Here is a 19,897-nt window from a genome sequence, read left to right as displayed (position 1 = left end):
CTTCCTTTAAAAGCCTAAATAGCCCGTGTAATCAACACTTACAGCTCTTTCGTCCTGTTTTTCATAGTTTTTATTAATAAAATATTAATGTTTTATAAATAAAAACAATAACTCTCAAACAACTACTATTTACAAGTCTTCCAGAGAAATCGACGTTTGTTATCATATTTTTTATCCTCTAATTTATTGCATAATTCAAAGAAGACTTTTAATTTCCATATTGTAAACCCAAAATATAAAACTTATGAACATGGGACAAACCAGATCTTACAATGGCGGAGATGCCAATTTTATTATTTTCTCGAGCCAGAGTATTAACATCATCCGCGACAAGCATGATGAATTCATGGCTTTCACGCCTCATTTCACGGCAGAAACCCTAGCTGAATTGAACACTTTGTTTGAAACAGCCAGTAACATTCCTTCTGACAATACCTATATCGACATTCAGGCCAAAGCCACCGAGAATGTGAATACGGAATTGGCAGCATCGGGTAAATTTTTCCAAAGGTGCAAGTTCGATATCGAAATGGCATTCCCGAACGACAAGAAGGTATGGAATCAGTTTGGTTTTAACGACTACGACAATGCGCGAAGAAATGGCAAGTTGATGTATCTTTTCCTAACCGATTTCAACATGATTGCCAACAAGTACAAAGCCGAGCTAAGCGCAAAGGGCTGGACCGAGGAAACTTTTTCTGCGATTCTGGCACATCGCGATAAGCTAAAAGGCTTTATGGATGAGCAATCGGATTGCATCCTGAAACGTAATCGCGCCACCGAAGAGCGTACCATTGCTCTGAATGCTTTGTACGAAAAGCTGGCCATCTATTTTAAGGCCGCACGCATTATGTACGAAGAGGACGAGGATTTATTGAAGTGGTTTAAGTTTCCGGCAGCCAGTCCGAAAGCCACCAAGGAAGAGGAAGAAGGCACGGAAGTGAACGAAGAAGTTGTAAACGAAACGGAAGAATAGCTTCCGCTTATCCCTGATTAGCCAGGATGCATTTAATGGCAATTATTTAGCATCTGGTGTCCCCAAGACCTTTGGTTTTGGGGATTTTTATTATCCTCCCTGTTTTAAAAGGAAGCCAAGATTGCCCTGAAAGGGCGAAATCAATAGCGATGGGCAAAGCCCATCGGATGAGCCAATCCCAATACATGTAGCCCTGAAGGGGCGTGAGACTAATTCCGATATACCTATTTATGCTGACGCCCCTTCAGGGCTTGGTTATTATTGCATTTTATATTCATAGGGCGTTGCCCTATGCTAATGCTCTTAGCCTTTCAGGCTATTTTATTCTCCCCTGTTTTAAAAGGAAGCAACATTGCCCTGAAAGGGCCAGAGCAAATGCCATGCGCCAACCCAAAGGAGAAAGATGTAATGGGAGTTAACAAATTTTAAACGCATTTTTTCTTTATTTTTCTCGGTGAAATCAACCAATTTCCATTCTTTCTCCCCTATTAAATAGCCCATGCCCATCACATAATTTCAATGAAACAGGCTTTGGGGCAATCGCTCAGGTATACCCTGCCATTGACACTAGGCAAGCAGTTATTACCTCCGAATTTTATTTTAAGCAGTATCTTTTGAAAGAGGTATATACTGATAAACATCTTCCCCTTTTTTATACCTGTACATACACAAACATTGCTGCACCTCATCGCAACACCTCTCCATTAAGATAAACGACAGGTTCCTTATATCGACTTGCATATGAATGATTTGCACAGACAAAAAACTCCTGCTTATCTAAAACAAATCTTATTTGTAAATAGAAATCTTCCAAATTAAACTTTATTAAACAGTTATGGCCCACCTGGCGGTCGGTTCTAAATAATTGACTTCCTCCCCTGATATGAGTAACTTTTTGTGAATTCAAAAATGTCATTATTAACATAAACCGAAATCAGTTATGAAAAAATTAATTTTCGCCTTACTCTGTATGCTAGGAGTAATCGCATGTCAGCACGAAGAGGTATTAACACCCCAGGAATTGGAAGCTCCATCTCCAATGGAAGCTTATATGGGAGATACTGGAGTTAAATCAGCGGCTCAAGATTTAGCTTTAAGCTCTGATGTTCTGGATGAAATGAATGAAATTCTTTCAATGGAAGGCAAGGAATATAGAGTTTTGATGGCCGAATACATTACTGCGAATGGTAGCAATGAAGTGGGTAAAATTGTACTTGCCAAGCATGTAGGAAATAAACAGCTGGATGCTGATTTTGTTCCCAATGATGAAAGAAGAGAATGGAGCGGTCCTAATTTCAACGACATCACCTATGCCATTGATCAAACGATTGACGCAGTCCCTCCTTTTGGTAATGTTACTGCGGCAGAAACCGATGCTGCAATTGTACGCGCAAGCGATACATGGGATGCTTTAAAATGTTCCAATATTAACTTTACCCGAAATCCTGATTATGGCATTGACATAGGAGTTATAGCTGCATTATATGGCTTTGGTGGATCCTTAGCAATATTAGCAGATGTGCAACATGCAGGTTGGAGAGATATTGCTTTTACGCCTGGTGTGTTGGGTGTAACTTTCACCTTTATTTTTACTGATGCAAATGGCCCTACGGATATTGATGGCAATGAGAAGTATGATGTGGCCTTCCGCGAAATTTACTACGATCCATTCTGGTTGTGGAATGTTGATGGCACCAATATAGATGTTGAAACCATTGCTCTTCATGAGCTGGGACATGGACTAAGTCAGGCTCATTTTGGAAACTTATCGATTAAAAAGGATGGCACATTTAAGGCATCGCCACGAGCAGTTATGAATGCTTTGTATTTTGAGCCATTTACCGAACTGCAAGGAGCCGATATTGGAGGACATTGTAGCATTTGGGGAGAATGGCCTCATAATTAATACAACTCCACTTTCGGTGTGTTAGGTTTATAAGTGTTAGTTTTAATTGTTACCCCAAATCGCAATGATTTGGGGTATTTGATTTTACACCATCGGCATCAAGCCAAATTCCATTAGTTTGTGATTACTGATTTTGACTTTACGGTCATTGGGATGCTCATGCCTTCAGGCATTTGTTCGCCGGCTTTCAGCTCTGTGTTTCCACTCAGGTTCTGAACAATGGTAGCATCTATAATCCAACCGGTTTTTCGATCAATTTTAATGTCCGAAGTCAAATTACCGTCTAACAAAATCTTCATGTCCATACCATTTTGCTTCACAAATGGGGAATTAGGATTGCTAGACAAATCGCCTTCTCCATGAAGAAGGAAGTACTCGGTATTGGCTGCCTTTAGTTCGAAATTGGTAGTTACGTGAACCGACATTCCTGCCTCGATATTGGTTTCGGTGGTCCATTTCTTGCCCAATTTTACTTTTCCCTCAGGGTAAATGGCAGTGATCTGCTCAAAACTTCCTTTAAAAGCCTTTGCTCCATAGGATTGTTTTAGCTGAGCCAAAATCTGGTCTTTCTGTTGTTGGGTGATATCGAATCCTTCGAACATACCACCAAAAAGATTATCGATTCCTTTGATCTCGATTACTTTTCCGTTTTGACCCATGATCATTTTGAAGGGCTTATCAATCATGCGCGATAGCATGGTTGACATGATATCCTGCTCGCTAGCTTTGTTGGAGCTAAATGAGCTTTTTCCCTGTGCACTTTCCATTTCCATCTCTACGGTCCTGTACTTCACCTCCATATCGTACTGATCGTTTTCGGCACCAATCACCTTAAAGACATAATCCCCTTTAATATTCATACCAATTTCGATTGGCATGCCATTAAAGTTCTGGGTAATGGTCATTTTTGCATTCGACTTCTGAATGTATTCCTTCCCTACTTCCAGATTTAAAGCCAGTTTGTATTTTTTGGCTTGTACACAAAGTGTCGCACTTAGAATAAGAGCAAGTGTTAGTAGTTTCTTCATTGAATTGATTTTGGTATATAATTTAATTATTGTTTAAAAGTACATTCATTTCTCCACTTCTGGGTGATAATACCCGCTTTATTTTTGGGGAATGGACATATTGTGCATTCTTAGGAAGGAAAGCTTGTCCCAATAGCCGCGTTGAAACATGATTTTGCCATCGAGTATCTGAAAGAATCCACAACCTCGAAGTCCCAGCGGATCTTTCCATTCGAGTATGGCCCAATCGCCATCTTCGAAGATATTTTCTACAATGCAGGTCATTTCGGCCGCAGCCAGTTCTTCGGCAAACATTTTACGGATGGCCTCCTTGCCCTGTATGGGTTGATTGGCTACCTGATGGTTAATGGCATCCTGATGGTAAAATTCTGCAATCTGGTCGGCATCGCCTTGGTTAAAGGCCTCTACCCATTCTTGTATGATTTGTTTTGGTGTCATGATTTGTTTGTTTCTAAAATTTATTGATATGTTATTCTCGGGTTTCAACCCGAGAGAATTGATGAAGGTTGCAAGGAGATGTTTTGTATTCCGCAGGGACACGAGATCTCGTGTCCTATTCCATGATGATTGGATTGATATATGTTTTTAGGCCACGCCATGGCGTGGCCCTACGGTGTTATTTGAAAATTAAAATCAATGCCACAATCAAAATGATACTCACCACAATACTGGCAATGTAATACCTTCTTTTTTCGCGCCTTGCCTCGGTTCGAATATGCTCTTTCACCTCCTTCATTTCTTCTTTGGAGATCTTTTTGAAACGCACAAAGGTTCTTCGCTTTTCCTTGATTTCGATATGATCTCGGAATCCTTTTTTATGGGAATGGAGCATCTCCCGATTCGCTCTCATCCTTTTAATCATGTCTAAGACATGTCCTGCGTATGACATTTGGTAGGTTTTTGGGTTTGCATATAAAGATAAATTATATTAACAAACTATCCTACATAATTTTTGATTGAATTTTGTGTTTCTATTTGATCCTCGGATTGAAACCCGAGACAAATTGATGTAAAAACCGCACAAGGAGATCTCGTGTCCTATTCCATGATAAAATGAATTGTTGGATTGATATATGTTTTTAGGCCACGCCATGGCGTGGCCCTACGGATTATACAATTACCACCTCAATTTAAACACGGTTTGATTTGGTTTGGAGGTGCAATACAAAGAACCACCATGGGCGCGAATAATTTGTCGGGAATGGCTTAGGCCAACGCCGCTGCCATTGGTCTTGGTGGTGAAGAATGGAATAAAAATCTCGTCGGCAATTTCGGCAGGAATTCCCGGGCCATTGTCAATTACATTGATCTCGCAAATGGGTCCTTTCTTGTTGCAATTCACACTGATCTTTCCATGCTCGGCTTCTCCATTAAAGGCTTCCTTGGCATTCTTCACCAAATTGATAATCACCTGAACAATCATCTGTTCGTCGGCCACAAAATCGAAAGATCGTGTTGGAGTTTGAATCTGCAATTCACCGGCAAACTCTTCCTTAATCGGGGAAAGCAGAATGCTTAATCGATCGAAAAACTCAATGGAATTTACACTGCCCAGCATTGGCTTTGGTGGCTTGGACAACATGCGATAGGATTTCACGAAATGGATCAATGCCTCGCTCATTTCGGTAATCACACCCAAGCCATTCACGGTTTTCCCTACTTCTGTTGCCAGGTTTTCATCTACAATCATTTCTGATTTCTCTTCCCAAATTCGCTTGAGTGATTGTGCAATGGAAGTAACCGGAGCCAGGGAATTCATGATTTCGTGACTCAGTACTCGTATTAGTTTGATCCAGGCATCTACCTCTTTTCGTTCCAATTCTCCACGAATGTCCTGCAGGGTGATGAGCTTAATGTCTTCCTTATGGATTCGGATTACCGAACAGGCCGTATTGATCTGGACCCTTTCCTTAGGGGTAGACAGTTCCAAAACCCGCTTTTGCTTGTTCGAGATTTCGAGCAGTGAATTGGTGAATCGCGTATCAATTCTATTGAGCTGACTAATGTGTGTAAGAGCTGGCAAACCCAACAATTCGAGTGCGGCTGAATTTACATCTGTAATGTGCGTATTTTCAGATAACACGATCACTCCAGTGGATATGTTCTGTAAGATTTCGCCAAAGTACTTTTCCCTGATTCTCGATTTGGTTTGCACTTGCTGCAAAATGCCATTCAGCTCGTTTAAACTATGGTGCAATTCGTTAATAATGCTATTGCCTGATTTTTCAGGGAAACGAAGTGTTGTATCCTCGTTCTTTATGGCCTTGATAAAAAAGTCGATCTGTTTGTGGGTTTTGTTTAGGAATCGAATGAGTTCCCAAACTTCAATCAACATCATCAAACCAAAAAACGAAAGGGACATATAGGATTCTGTGGCAATTGCATAACCGCATGAAATGGCGGTAGCCAAAAGGATTAACATTCTAATCCATAGTGCCAGATTGTAATTCTTATAGCCCATATTTCTTGATTTTATTGTAGAGCGTTTGACGAGAAATGCCCAACTGTGTTGATACGGCTGAAAGGTTTCCTGCATGTTTTTCTATGGCCGAAGCAATCAGCTGCGCCTCCATATCCTCCAGGGTTCCGCCAAAGTTCGATACATTATTCATATCATCATTCTTGAATACAAAATCGGCTGCCGTTAATTGCTGAGAATCTGAAAGAATTACCGCTTTCTCGACCGAATGCTGCAACTCTCTAACATTTCCCGGCCAAGGGTAATCACTTAATTTGGCAATGGCCTGACTGCTTATTTTTAAATTTTTCCCATACTTATCGGCATACTTGTTCACAAAGAATTCTGCCAGTTCGGGGATATCATCTTTTCGGTCGCGCAAAGGTGGTACTTCGATGTGTATGGTATTGATTCTATACAGAAGATCCTCCCTAAAATTGCCATCGGATACCATTTGTTGCAGGTTTCCATTGGTGGCACATATCAGGCGTAAATCAAGCTTGGTTTGGGAATTGTCACCCACCCTGGTAAGCACCCTGTTCTGGAGCACCGACAACAATTTGGCCTGCATGGGCATGGTAAGGTTTCCGATTTCGTCGAGAAAGAGTGTTCCCTTATTGGCAGCTTCTATTTTCCCCATTCTATCGGAATGTGCATCGGTAAAGGCGCCTTTTTTATGCCCGAACAATTCACTTTCAAATAAGGATTCTGCCACAGCACCCATGTCTACACTCACCATTACTTTGTTCGATCGTTTCGAAAGTCGGTGAATTTCTCTTGCAATTAACTCCTTCCCTGTTCCATTTTCACCAGTGATCAGAACATTGGCATTGGTATCGGCCACTTTTCGAACCATTTTCATGGCACGTTCCCAGGTAGCCGATGAACCAATTAAATCTTTGTTCGATCCGTTGATTTCCTCGATGAACTGCTTTTCTTTCAACTGCATCTTTTTCAGCTCCCTCTTCGACTGACTTAGCTTACAGGCAGTATCAACGGTAGCAATCATTTTTTCGTTGTCCCACGGTTTCAGAACAAAATCGGTAGCTCCGGAACGAACTGCTTTTACCGCCAATTCCACATCTCCATAGGCAGTAATCATCACAACACTCACGCCTGGATATTGCTCCAGGATCTGGTTTAACCAATAGATGCCTTCGTTGCCATTATTGATACCAGTGGTAAAGTTCATGTCCAGCAAAACAACATCGTAGTCTTCAATTTGAAGCTCGGTAAATAAGGTTTTGGGCGAAGATAAACACTTCAGTTTGGCACAGTATGGCGATAACAGCAGATCCAATGCGCTTAAAACACTTCGGTTGTCATCAACAATAAGAATATTTGATTTTTTCATGTTTGGGTGAATGAGGGATGAGTTTATGTTTGTCCCGATAACTATCGGGAGAGTAATGCGTCTTTCTGTCTTGTTGTATAAAATAAGCTTTGCTCCTCTAAATTAATCAGCTTTTCAAAATATTAGACATACACTGTCTAAAAATTTTACACACCTAAAAACAAAACCCATCTTTTTGTATTTATATTTAGACACTTACAAATTACGGCACAAAGTTCGCAATGGTAAGCCATAATTTTACATGTGTATTATTTAAAAACAATGAATATGATTTCTATTAAAAATTTATCGAAAGTTTTCAGAACAGATGAAATTGAAACTTTAGCCTTAAACGATGTAAACCTAAACATTAGAGAAGGAGAATTTGTAGCCATTATGGGACCTTCGGGATGCGGTAAATCTACCCTTTTAAACATTCTGGGTTTATTGGATAATCCATCGGGAGGTGAATACAATTTTAACAAGACCGAAGTTGCTAATTTGAAAGAGGGACAGCGCACCGATTTGCGCAAAGGAAACATTGGTTTCGTATTTCAGTCGTTCAACTTGATTGATGAATTAAATGTTTTCGAAAATGTTGAAATGCCTTTGGTTTATCAGCGCATCAGCTCCAAAAAACGAAAAGAAATGGTAAGCAAGGTGCTTGACCGAATGAACATGAGCCATCGTGCAAAACATTACCCTCAACAATTATCAGGTGGTCAGCAACAACGTGTTGCCATTGCTCGTGCGGTAGTATCTAACCCAGGGTTAATTCTTGCCGATGAGCCTACGGGTAATCTCGATTCGAAAAACGGTCAGGAAGTTATGGAACTGCTTACCGAATTAAACCGCGAAGGAACTACCATTATCATGGTGACTCACTCCATGAAAGATGCAGGATATGCTCACCGAATTATCAACCTATTTGATGGTAAAGTTGTAACTGAAGAAAGTTTGGTGGCGGAGCAGGTATTTTAAGCATCGAAATACCGCTACTACCTTAACAATTTACACATCATATCTTTTAAAGCTTACTGTCTAAGCCATTAACATTTCTAAACTGATTTATGAATTTCTACAACATTAAAATATCATTCAAAAACTTATTAAAGAATAAGCTGGTATCATCGATTAACATTAGTGGTTTGGTTATAGGAATTACAATTAGTCTGCTTGTTTTCGCCTATGTAAACAAGGAGAAAAATATGGATCAGGAGATTGCGGATATCGAATATACCTACACGCTTTTAAACCAAAAAGATCCTGATATTTCTAGCGCTATGGTTAGACATGTTAGGTCTGAAGTTCCGGAAATAGAAGCTATAACATTTGCAAGGTATACCTGGTCGCCACAAGATTTTCTGAAAAAGGAGAATACAGATTATAAGTTACAAAATCTGCTAATTGCAGATTCATGTTTCTTTAAGGTTTTTCAGTTTAAAGCGGTTTATGGTAATCCTAAAAAAGCTTTAAATACAGCCGATAAAATTGTATTGACTCAATCGGTGGCTAAAAAGATATTTGGCGACGAAAATCCTATAGGGAAAGAGTTGCTATACAATGCCACCAACTTGCAAAATGTAATTGTTGAGGTAGGAGCAGTTATTCAAGATCTTTCTCATCATTGCTCATGGGAATTTGATGCAGTACTATCGCTTGACACCAATTATAAAATTCATTGGTTTAAAAGCAGCGAAGAATATTGGGGTACTCAAAACTACAGTGCTTTTGCAAAAATACCATCTAATATTGATGCTGGAGTTATCAATCGGAAACTTGCCAATATCTCAACCGACAACATCCCGGAAGGATACAAAGAAGATACCAAGTTTGAGATTAAACCGTTTACCGAAACTTATAATGATTTACCCGAAATTGAGATTTTAAAACATGGCAATCAACTTACCTTAAACATTATACAAATCATAGGATTTTTAATTCTTCTGCTTGCATGTATCAATTACATAAACCTGGTTACTGCACAAAAAATTAAGCGCCTTAAAAATATTGGCATCCTTAAAGTAATGGGAAGTAAAAAGGCCAAAGTAGTTGAGTTAATCGCTGCTGAATCCGCTTTGGTCCTATGCATTACATGTATACTGGTAATTGTATTGAGTAATTTCTTACTGATCGGATTAAATCAGATTACCAATTCGGAATTTACTTTGGCTGAGATTTTTTCAGGATCAAACCTGATAATATTTATTGCGCTGCTTGCTTTTACTTTTGTACTAACCGGAATTATTCCCGGAATAAGATTTAGCAGGACCCAAACTACGGCATTATTAAAAAACACTGTAAATAGCCGCTCACAAAACCATCTGAGAAATGCTTTGCTGATTTTCCAATTTAGCATTACAATCATTTTACTGTGCGGTATCCTCTTAATCAACAAACAAAACAATTACATGAGTGAGTTGGATCCTGGTTTTGATAAAGAACAAATTCTTTATGCTGCCACCAATCCGCAAATAGAGAAAAGTAGTAATGCCTTTAATTCTGAAATTAAAAGAATCCCTGAAATTTCCGATTATACTTATACATCTGGTCCGTTAGGTTACAATCAATCAAATTGGGGACTTAGCATGATCAACAAAGGAGAAAAACAGGAAATTGGTTTTGCCAATCTTTTCGTAAGCCCAAATTTCTTCGATTTTTTTGGAATCAAATTGATTCAGGGCAAACAGTTTAATCGTTATTCAGAGGAAAATGCAGACTGGATCTTTAATGCTACGGCCTTTAAACAATTCAATATCGAAAAACCAGAAGATGCAACAATTCGATACAATGGCAAAGTTGGAAAAGTAATTGCCGAAGTAGAAGATTTTAACCACGAATCCATGCATTCAGCTATTAGGCCAATTGCTTTTAGAAGTTGTGGAGAAACCGATGAGTACATTTATTTCAAAATCAACACCAGCAGTGTTGCCAGTACCAATAGGTGTATTCGTTCCATCAACAAGGTTTGGGAAAATATTTCTCCTAATTTCCCACTGGAAATAAAATACCTTGATGCAAGCTGGGAAGCTTTGTACAAGAAGGAAAAACAATTTCAGCGCATTCTAAATTATGCCACCATAATTTCCATACTCCTATCCTGCCTGGGATTAATCAGCTTGACCTATTTTATTGTTGAAACTCACACCAAAGAGATTGGAATACGAAAAACCAATGGTGCCAAAACTTTCGAGATTGTTAAAATGCTGAATACCGATTTGGTAAAGTGGGTGTTTATTGCATGTATAATTGCCTGCCCTATTGCTTGGTATGCTTTGCACACATGGCTTAGTGGTTTTGCTTATAAAACTGAACTCAGCTGGTGGATTTTTGCTTTGGCAGGAATTATTGCCATGGGCATTGCCTTGATAACTGTTTCGTGGCAATCGTGGAGGGCAGCAAAGAGAAATCCTGTGGAAAGTTTACGATATGAATAATTCTAAAAATTAGCAGTATGCTTTGGTATCATTTAAAATTATCGGTATTACGTCTTCTTCATAGCAAGGCCTTTTCTGTGACAAACATATTGGGACTAAGTGTAGGGCTTGCATCATTTTTTGTGCTGTTTGTTCATGTTCAAAATGAAAAAAGCTACGACAAGCACATCAATGATTATCAGGAGATTTACAGAGTGATCTCAACTCCATCACACATCGATGATTCTTGGGCCAGAAGTTTAGGATTTATTAAGGAAACCTCCTTAAACTTTCCTGAAGTTGAAAATGCATGCCAATTTTCACATGCTAAACTTGAAAACATTACAATACACGACCAAAATACCATTTCACAAAATGATGTTCTATCAGTAGATACCAATTTTATTCGCATGTTTGGTATTGAAAGTATAGTTGGAGATTTATCTGAAATATCAAATCCCGATGTCGCATTTGTATCAGAAAGATTTGCAAAAAAATATTATAAGAATGAGAACCCAATTGGTCAAACCATTGAAACCGAAAGTTTGCGAGCTAGAGATGGTTCAGGAAAATTTGAAATTGCAGGAATATTCAAAAACACACCAATAAAAACACACCTCAATTGCGAGATACTTCTCTCTCAAAAAGGAAACCTGGAAGAACGTTTTAAGGTTTTAAGCACAAGAAAAATACAATGGGTATACAATTATCTCAAGCTTAAAAAAGGAACCTCTCCAAACTTTATCGCCGATAAAATATTGAATGATTTTAACAAGAGTAGTTTCAGGCAAACCAGAGGGCCAAAGGATTACAAGTTCCAATTAGAGAAACTTACGGATATTCATTTAAAATCGAATCATAGGTTCGAACTTAAAGAAAGCAATACCAAAATAAACATCTACTTGTTCACAATTGTTGCTTTTGTGATTTTGTTTGTATCACTGGTTAATTTCATCAGCTTAATCACGGTCAATCTTTTCAAAAGAGCAAAAGAGTTTGGTTTGAAATCCTCCATTGGAGCTCATAAAAAGCATTTGTTGTACCAAATACTAATTGAAGTATTGCTACTTAGTTCAGTTGCTATTTTTATTTCCTTATTTGCAATAGAGTTGATAAAAACTATTATCAGCCAGTATTACGAAATTCAGTTTGATATTTTTTACAACGAACCAATCATTTATTGGGCCATATTCATCATTCTATTTTGCAGTGGAACACTATCGATATTGTTTGTACGATTCTTTATTCTGAAAAGAAATTCAATTAGTGAAATCATAAAAGGGCTACTTCCGTTAACAGGAAAGAAGCTTTTGCAACCATTAATGATCTTTCAGATCTTAATTGTAATGGTTCTAATATCCTCCACAATTTTTGTAAACAAACAGATTAACTTCATTTTGGATAAACCATTGGGCTTTACCCAAGAGAATGTTGTTGTTCTCCGGCAAAAGGATTTTAGAAAAGACCCAAATGTTTTTGCCAACGAATTGAGAAAGAACTCCCAAATAGAATTTGTTGGTTTTACAAGACAATATTTTGGATATCCAACACAGACATTTGCTCTTGAAGGATTTGGAATTGAAGGAACAGCTGAGGTGTCATTCTCAAATCTGGATTTCTTGCAAACCATGAATATTCCTCTCCTTCATGATTATATCAACAGATCTAAAGATACCATTGAAGGGTTTGTCATAAATAAGCATCTGTATGATAGACTAATGGAGAAACACAACAATATCGAAAATCTAAATTCTTTTCGATCGGGACAGCCATTGGAAGCAGATCAAAGAAGAGTAGATATCATCGGGGTAGTTGACGATTTCAACTACAATTCAGCACATCAACAAATTGGGGATTACATTTTTTATATAAATGAATCTCCAAGTAATGCCAGATTTACTCATATAAAAATTGCTTCTGGAGATATCAGGCCGGCTATGGATTACATCCAATCGGAGTGGGATAAGCATTATCCAGATCAGAAGATGGAGTATTTTTTTATGAATGATAAAATTACACAGCAATACAAATCGGAAAATATCCTTCGAAAAATCTTACTGAGCTTTTCAATTCTTGCTGTTGTAATTGGAATTATTGGCATTAGTGCCCTTTCCTATTTTACATCGGAACAGCGTACCAAAGAAATAGGGATTAGAAAAACCAATGGAGCTAAAACTTATGAAATCATCAGAATGCTAAACAAGGATTTCCTAAAGTGGGTAACTATTGCCTTTGTTTTGGCATTTCCTATTGCATGCTATGCCATGAATAAATGGCTTGAAAACTTTGCCTATAGAACCGAAATGAGTTGGTGGGTATTTGCCTTGTCGGGAGTCATGGTGATGGGTATTGCCTTGATAACTGTTTCTTGGCAATCCTGGAGGGCAGCGAGGAGAAATCCGGTAGAGAGCTTGAGATACGAATAAACAAAAATATATCCTTAAATGAAATTACCAATACTTCTTAAAATTTCGGTTCGTAGTATTCTAAAAAATAAAATACAATCCTTAATAAGCATTCTAGGCTTAGGTATAGGTCTGGGTTGTGTTTTTTTATTGCTTTTACTATTCATACACGAAAACTCTTTTGATCGATCTATTCCGCATAAAGAAAATATTTATAGAATTCTTCGTGGCAACGACTGCAGAACAACATATGAATTAGGAAATACCATTGAAGAGGAAATCCCTGCAATAAAGAGTTTCTTTAGAATTCATCAGCTCAATCAATTTCAATTGAAAGACAATCAAAATAAACTTTTTGAAGAGAAGAGTTTGGCTTGTGCAGATAGCAGCATTTATAAGTTTTTAGGAATTCAAATTCTAAAAGGGAAGGCATCCTTATCGAAGGATGAAATTTGTATTTCCTCATCGATTGCTACAAAGTACTTTGGCAAGGAAAATCCTATTAACCAGACATTAAAAATTAAATTTGACAAGGAGTTTTATGATTTAAATGTATGTGGGGTATATCGTAAAATGTCTACTTATTCAAGCCTGCAACCAAATTTTATTGGCCACATCGACTTGTTAAATAAATTACTGAACAAAAGCAGAAAACAACTTGGACATTACACTTCGGATGATAATAATTTTAAGGACTGGAATCATTTTGATTTACATACCTATATCAGCTTAAGTGACGGCATTAATCCAAAGGATATTGAACAAAAATTGCAGGTTTATAAGAACAGAACCAGCCACGACAAAAAGAAGGAACTAGATTATAAGTTACAGGCCATTTCTGATATATATCTATACTCAAACAATCTGGATGGAAATTTTTATACGCGCACAGGGAATCCTAGTGAACTAATCTATTTTTTGGTTATTTCAATATTGATTTTAACCATTGCAATTGTAAATTATATTTTCCTTACCAAGGCAAAAATTGAATTGCGATTAAAAGATCTCGGTGTGCAGAAAGCCATGGGGGCATCAAAAAATAATATTTTTAAACAAATATTGTTTGAATCGAACCTTCTGGCAATATTTAGTTTAATTCCTGCCTCTGTCGTTATGATGTTTGGTATACCGTTTATCAACCAAACTTTAAATCGAAATATTAACGTTGAGGTACTTTCAATATGGCAAAGCTACATTTCTCTTGTAGCAGTACTGGTTATTACAGGAAGTATTGCCGGAGTATTATTGGGGTATCGCATTTCTAAAATTTCGTCGGTTGAATTGATCAAAGGAAAACTAATTAAACGCATAGGCAAAAAGCAATGGAGCAACTCATTTCTCATTGTCCATTTCAGCATATTTATAATCCTAGTTGTTGGAATTTTAGCAATTAAAAAACAATTGAATTTTGCTCAATCAGGATCAAATAACATCAACACCGATAATGTAATCATTTGTGAACTCAACTCCGATGAATTGAGCAGTAAATTCCATATGATTGAAAATGAAGTGAAAAAAATCCCTGGAGTACTAAAAGTTGCCGGATCTTCTTTCATTCCTCCTTTCAAGGATTTTCTGCCTGTAAAACTACAGTACGAAAATGATATCATTCGATTCGATGGATTAATTATGGGGACTGGTATGTTGGATCTTCTGGATATCGAAATAAAAGAAGGGAAAGGCTTGGGTAATTTTCATGAAAGTCGAAGAGAAATGATTTTTAATGAAACCGCTGCAAAAGAATATAACATCAAAGTAGGATCCCTATTCAATGGATTTATGGTGAGAGGAATTGTTAAGGATTTTAATGCTCACTCCTTTCATGCTAAAATCCGACCGATGGTAATTCTGCAACAAGATCCCCAAAAGCTATATCTGTTAGCAGTTAAAACCAATAAAACCAGTCTGCAACAAGTACAAAAAAAGTTAAGTTCTTTTTTTAAAGAAATCGAACCATCTAAAATCATTAACATCTACACTTTACAGGATCAAATTGATAATTTTTATAAGAAAGAAGAACAACAAGTAACAATAATAAGTGCTTTCTCAATACTTGCCATTGCTTTATCCATTATGGGATTATTAGGAATGGTACTCAACTCTATTTCTTTTAAACGAAAAGAAATTGGAATTCGCAAAGCCAATGGAGCCAAAACCCATGAAATAATCAGGATGATAAACTTCAGTTTTATTAAATGGGTTCTATTCGCCTTTATAATAGCTTGTCCCATTTCGTGGTTTGCCATGAACCAATGGCTGCAAAACTTTGCCTATAAAACAGAGCTTAGCTGGTGGATTTTTGTTCTGGCAGGGATCATTGCCATGGGAATTGCCCTGCTTACCGTTTCATGGCAGTCGTGGAGAGCAGCCAGAAAAAATCCTGTGGAATCATTGAGGTACGAATAATTATACTTAGTTAAAAATGAACATCTAGTAATTATAAATTATCATGATCACATACTATATCAAATCAGCAGCAAAAAGTCTTTGGGCAAATAAAAAGTTTAGCTCTATAAACGTTTTGGGATTTTCTTTTGCGATCTCGGTTTGTTTGGCAATTGGCCTGTATATTATACATGAGTATTCGTATGATCGACATCACGAAAATGCAGATAGGATTTATAGACTGATTGATTCAAAATACAAATCAAGTAGTATTGATTATCGCACAAAGGATATTCTGTTGGAGAACTTTCCTGAGATAGAGAAAGCATGCATTATTCATTGTACATCTTTCCAACCTATGCTTAGCGTAGGAAAGGAATCTTACTATATGGATCAACTTTTATCCACAGATAAAGATATTTTTGAGGTATTCGATATTCCTTTGGTAATAGGGAACAATGAAAATCCCTTTACTGACCTTAACTCGGTTCTACTTTCTGAGACTACAGCCAAAATCCTTTTCGGAAACACCAATCCTATTGGAAAAGAAATTGTATACCAAAGAAATACAAATCTAACCGTGAGTGGTGTATTCAAAGATTTTCCTGAAGAATCAAGCATAAAAGCCAAGTTCATTGTAAATGCTCAAAAAGATGAGTTTCGGTTTTCATTTTCCTGTACTCAATACGATGACAAAAGTACTCACCGATATCCATTCAGAATTTACTTATTACTTAAAGAACAATGTGATATTCCTGCATTTAAAGACAAGCTTGCAAAAAAAACAGCTCTGCTAAAACCTTACGTTCAAGAGGCAGATCTATTGCCCCTAAAAGACATTTATCTTTTCGATAATACCAAAGGAAGTGTGAATAAAAGAGGAAATTATAAACTTTTGCAAATACTGAGTTCTATTGCTGTTATCATTCTCATATTGGCAGTAGTAAACTATATTAACCTTACACTGGCTCAGCAAAAAAAGAAAAACAGAATAAGTGGGATCAGAAAAAGTTATGGTGCAAGGGGTCAACATTTGTGGGGACAGTTTATCATGGAATCACTTCTTATTTCAATATTTGCCTTTTTAATAGCCCTGAGCCTGGTTTGGATACTTTCTCCTGTTTACTCCAAAGTGTTTAATATCCCATTCGACATGAATGCTTTCATCCAACCTTATCTGCTTATTGCCTTGTTTGGTAGCATCTTGTTTATTGGTATTTTAAGTGGTTTGGTTCCAGCATTAATTCTGGCAAAGGCTAGTCCTGTGAAGGCTATTCAAGATACACAAAGGTCGAGTAAATCCTACTCCAGGAATACACTTATCATTTTCCAATTTACCGTATCAATTGCACTGATAGCCTGTGTAATTGTTGTAGAAAAACAGATGTACTTTGTAAAGCACAAAAACCTTGGATTTGAACCTGAACATTTAATACGAATGCATTCGCCAATGCAAAGCCCAAAAGATATTCAACTATTAAGAAGCTTTGTTGATGAAATTAAAAGCAATCCCAATATAAAGAATGTAAGCTTAAGTAAAGGGAACCCAGGAGATGTAACTCTATGGATGGGAGTTGGCGAAAATTATTGGGATCAGGACACCTATATTCCAACTATTGAAATTGATACCTCTTTCATTTCAACTTTTAAAGTGAAGCTCGTAAAGGGAAGAAATGCATTACCAAGCGAATTGGGAAAAGCTTGTTTAGTAAATCAAACCTTTTACGATTATTTTAGGATGGATAATATCATAGACAAGAGATATGCGAACTATGATGATGTGCAAGGCTACAAAATAATTGGTGTTTTCGATGATTTTAACTATTCGTCATTACATAAAAAAATAGAGCCGATGGCAATGATTCTAAATGATGAAGCACCCAATGCGGTTTCTTTACGAATCTCATCAAATAACATTGGCGAAACCATTGACTATTTGAAAACAAGTTGGGATAAAATTCTGCCATACTATCCTGTTTCCTTAGATTTCTATAATGATAGATACAACAAAATGTACAAAAAAGAAGAGCGATTGGCCAATACAATTTCTCTATTTGCTTTGTTGGCAATAGCCATTTCTTGTTTTGGAATACTAGGTCTCTCGATTTTCTCAGCAGAGCAGCGCACAAAAGAGATTGGTATAAGAAAAACCAATGGAGCCAAGACCTATGAAATCATTCGAATGCTGAATCGAGATTTTTTAAAGTGGGTGGCCCTCTCATTTGCAATTGCAAGTCCGATAGCTTGGTATTGCATGGACAGTTGGCTTAAGAATTTCGCTTACAAAATAAACCTTAGCTGGTGGATTTTTGTCTTAGCAGGAATCATTGCCATGGGTATTGCCCTGCTTACCGTTTCATGGCAGTCGTGGAGAGCAGCAAAGAGAAATCCTGTGGAAAGTTTACGATATGAATAAAACCAAACGATTATATATTATGAAACTTAACCTCTTACTATCAATTTTGTTAGTTATTTGTTTTTCGTGTAAAAACAAAAGCATGAAGCTGAATGAAAAAGATTTGGCTCAAAAAATTTTAAGTGAAGAAGAAATCTTAGCTCAAAAAGAAGAACTGCGTCTAAAAAAAGAGCAAGAATTAGCCGACTCTTTGGCAAAGTTGCCGAAAGGTTTTCGCTTCGAATCCATTAGAAAAACAGATACATCTCAACCACCAATAGTAATTGATATTGAAAATCGATTGGATAGCATTAAAGAGTTCAAACTATCTGATGTAGCCCAAAGTATTGAATACATTAAAATGCAAAATCTGCCAGACTCTAGTATCGTAAATAAAATCAATTACAAATACTACATGACAGATAAAAATATCGTAGCCTCTAATCTTTATGGCATACATCTGTTTACAAAAAAAGGGGAGTTTAAAAATACCATCATAAAAAACCAACTAAGCGGAGTAAAGTACAAAGAGGATCAAAATCAGGTTCTAATTTATTATTCCGAATTTTCCAATATAGGTGGAAGTCCTAATGTTTGGTCAAGAGGAGATCAATTGTATTACAACTACAAAAATACAAATACTGGTCAAAACTATATTATGGAGGTAGATTGCTCCAAAGATTTAATCAATGCGCAGTATCAGTTCAACCCTGAAAATCCATTAGCTGTTTCAGGTGCTGGTAAAGTTTTGGTTGACTTAAACAGAGGACAAAACAAACCATTCAAGGCTCCTTATCCAAACGGTATGTCTTCATTCACTCCTCAATATAATTACGAGCAAATAGGTGTTTTCAGTCCTGACCGTAACACTTATTTTTCAAGAAGAAGCAGAAAGGGCAACATGTTGGAAATTTTCAATACCCAAGGAGACACTTTAGCTGAATTTACCAAATTTGAGCGTTTGGTAAATTTTAAACCACGTCTTATTCGAGGTTTTGATTATGGAACTCAATATGAAAAAGCTGGGAATTATTATTTCAGATCAGATTATAACGATACCATTTTTAAAGTAATTCCTCCCAACATTCTAAAACCTGTATATGTTATCAAGCTGGGGCAGCATAAAGTTAGCAAACAGGATGCCAGCCATCCTAAGTTTGATCTTAAAGGAAAAATTGTACCAAACCAATGGGCAGACGGTAACAATTATATTTTTATTGGCCTAATCATGGATGATAATTATTGTCCGAACGCAATTAAAAGAAAGAGCATTAAACTGCTTTATGCACTTTACTCCAAGAAAAATAAACAATTACACTTTGTAAAATCAGATCCTTACAATTACGACAACCCCATACTCGAAAATGACATTGATGGTGGATTTTCTGTTTGGCCTAGTTCCTACATGATAAATAGAGAGGGAAATATAATGGTTTCATTACTTGGAAAGGATATCAAGGAGAAAGTTGCTTCTGATGAATTTAAAAATTCAACAGCTCCTGCTGCCAACAAAGAAAAGCTGATACAGCTGGCAAAAAACTGCTCAGATACCGACCAAGTGCTAATGCTGGTTAAATAAGTTCGATTAACAACCA

General features: G+C 37.0%; 13 protein-coding genes. 8 read left to right on the top strand and 5 right to left on the bottom strand.

All coding sequences use genetic code 11. From position 1 onward, the window contains the following. Nucleotides 1-250: 250 nt before the first annotated feature. Entirely contained in the window at nt 251-976 is a 726-nt protein-coding gene (locus tag ACKPCA_RS17085) for a hypothetical protein (RefSeq protein ID WP_321280157.1), read from the top strand. Nucleotides 977-1,916: 940 nt separating this feature from the next. After that, complete coding sequence (locus tag ACKPCA_RS17080; protein ID WP_321280156.1) at nt 1,917-2,882, top strand: zinc metalloprotease; 966 nt, start codon at nt 1,917-1,919, stop codon at nt 2,880-2,882. Nucleotides 2,883-2,995: 113 nt separating this feature from the next. On the opposite strand, the gene ACKPCA_RS17075 is transcribed toward ACKPCA_RS17080, so the two are convergent. The 5 genes from ACKPCA_RS17075 to ACKPCA_RS17055 form a co-directional block, all read right to left on the bottom strand. Beyond that, entirely contained in the window at nt 2,996-3,910 is a 915-nt protein-coding gene (locus ACKPCA_RS17075) for a DUF6263 family protein (RefSeq protein ID WP_321280155.1), read from the bottom strand. Nucleotides 3,911-3,988: 78 nt separating this feature from the next. Then, complete coding sequence (locus ACKPCA_RS17070; protein WP_321280154.1) at nt 3,989-4,396, bottom strand: nuclear transport factor 2 family protein; 408 nt, start codon at nt 4,394-4,396, stop codon at nt 3,989-3,991. A 130-nt stretch (nt 4,397-4,526) separates the two neighbouring features. Further along, on the bottom strand, nt 4,527-4,799 hold the full coding sequence (locus tag ACKPCA_RS17065; protein ID WP_321280153.1) for a hypothetical protein: 273 nt from the start codon (nt 4,797-4,799) through the stop codon (nt 4,527-4,529). A gap of 228 nt (nt 4,800-5,027) precedes the next feature. Next, nucleotides 5,028-6,371 carry a sensor histidine kinase gene (locus tag ACKPCA_RS17060; protein ID WP_321280152.1) on the bottom strand — a complete coding sequence of 448 codons (1,344 nt, stop codon included), beginning with the start codon at nt 6,369-6,371 and terminating at the stop codon, nt 5,028-5,030. Continuing rightward, nucleotides 6,361-7,722 (bottom strand): sigma-54-dependent transcriptional regulator, encoded by a 1,362-nt coding sequence (locus ACKPCA_RS17055; protein ID WP_321280151.1) that lies wholly within the window; start codon nt 7,720-7,722, stop codon nt 6,361-6,363. Before ACKPCA_RS17055 ends, ACKPCA_RS17060 begins: the two co-directional genes overlap by 11 nt. 267 nt (nt 7,723-7,989) lie before the next feature. Between ACKPCA_RS17055 and ACKPCA_RS17050 the strand changes: the two genes are divergently transcribed. The 6 genes from ACKPCA_RS17050 to ACKPCA_RS17025 all read left to right on the top strand — a co-directional run bounded on the left by ACKPCA_RS17050 (nt 7,990) and on the right by ACKPCA_RS17025 (nt 19,881). Then, entirely contained in the window at nt 7,990-8,682 is a 693-nt protein-coding gene (locus ACKPCA_RS17050; RefSeq protein ID WP_054716649.1) for an ABC transporter ATP-binding protein, read from the top strand. An 89-nt stretch (nt 8,683-8,771) separates the two neighbouring features. Further along, nucleotides 8,772-11,138 carry an ABC transporter permease gene (locus tag ACKPCA_RS17045; protein WP_321280150.1) on the top strand — a complete coding sequence of 789 codons (2,367 nt, stop codon included), beginning with the start codon at nt 8,772-8,774 and terminating at the stop codon, nt 11,136-11,138. Between the two features lie 17 nt (nt 11,139-11,155). Then, nucleotides 11,156-13,543 (top strand): ABC transporter permease, encoded by a 2,388-nt coding sequence (locus tag ACKPCA_RS17040; RefSeq protein WP_321280149.1) that lies wholly within the window; start codon nt 11,156-11,158, stop codon nt 13,541-13,543. Between the two features lie 18 nt (nt 13,544-13,561). Next, entirely contained in the window at nt 13,562-15,928 is a 2,367-nt protein-coding gene (locus ACKPCA_RS17035) for an ABC transporter permease (RefSeq protein WP_321280148.1), read from the top strand. Nucleotides 15,929-15,971: 43 nt separating this feature from the next. Continuing rightward, on the top strand, nt 15,972-18,323 hold the full coding sequence (locus tag ACKPCA_RS17030; RefSeq protein WP_321280147.1) for an ABC transporter permease: 2,352 nt from the start codon (nt 15,972-15,974) through the stop codon (nt 18,321-18,323). An 82-nt stretch (nt 18,324-18,405) separates the two neighbouring features. Then, nucleotides 18,406-19,881, top strand: a complete 1,476-nt coding sequence (locus tag ACKPCA_RS17025) for a DUF4933 domain-containing protein (RefSeq protein ID WP_321280146.1) — start codon at nt 18,406-18,408, stop codon at nt 19,879-19,881. The last annotated feature ends 16 nt before the right edge of the window (nt 19,882-19,897 follow it).

It is taken from the genome of Marinifilum fragile (genome assembly GCF_963677365.1).
Lineage (GTDB): Bacteria > Bacteroidota > Bacteroidia > Bacteroidales > Marinifilaceae > Marinifilum > Marinifilum fragile.
The sequence above is the reverse complement of the archived record's forward strand: the minus strand, read 5'-3'. Positions and strand labels throughout refer to the sequence as shown.

Excerpts from the sequence above, each read along its gene's own strand:
- ACKPCA_RS17085 (WP_321280157.1), top strand. The coding sequence starts at position 251 with ATGGGACAAACCAGATCTTACAATGGCGGAGATGCCAATTTTATTATT.
- ACKPCA_RS17080 (WP_321280156.1), top strand. The coding sequence starts at position 1,917 with ATGAAAAAATTAATTTTCGCCTTACTCTGTATGCTAGGAGTAATCGCA.
- ACKPCA_RS17075 (WP_321280155.1), bottom strand. The coding sequence starts at position 3,910 with ATGAAGAAACTACTAACACTTGCTCTTATTCTAAGTGCGACACTTTGT.
- ACKPCA_RS17065 (WP_321280153.1), bottom strand. The coding sequence starts at position 4,799 with ATGTCATACGCAGGACATGTCTTAGACATGATTAAAAGGATGAGAGCG.
- ACKPCA_RS17060 (WP_321280152.1), bottom strand. The coding sequence starts at position 6,371 with ATGGGCTATAAGAATTACAATCTGGCACTATGGATTAGAATGTTAATC.
- ACKPCA_RS17055 (WP_321280151.1), bottom strand. The coding sequence starts at position 7,722 with ATGAAAAAATCAAATATTCTTATTGTTGATGACAACCGAAGTGTTTTA.
- ACKPCA_RS17050 (WP_054716649.1), top strand. The coding sequence starts at position 7,990 with ATGATTTCTATTAAAAATTTATCGAAAGTTTTCAGAACAGATGAAATT.
- ACKPCA_RS17045 (WP_321280150.1), top strand. The coding sequence starts at position 8,772 with ATGAATTTCTACAACATTAAAATATCATTCAAAAACTTATTAAAGAAT.
- ACKPCA_RS17040 (WP_321280149.1), top strand. The coding sequence starts at position 11,156 with ATGCTTTGGTATCATTTAAAATTATCGGTATTACGTCTTCTTCATAGC.
- ACKPCA_RS17035 (WP_321280148.1), top strand. The coding sequence starts at position 13,562 with ATGAAATTACCAATACTTCTTAAAATTTCGGTTCGTAGTATTCTAAAA.
- ACKPCA_RS17030 (WP_321280147.1), top strand. The coding sequence starts at position 15,972 with ATGATCACATACTATATCAAATCAGCAGCAAAAAGTCTTTGGGCAAAT.
- ACKPCA_RS17025 (WP_321280146.1), top strand. The coding sequence starts at position 18,406 with ATGAAGCTGAATGAAAAAGATTTGGCTCAAAAAATTTTAAGTGAAGAA.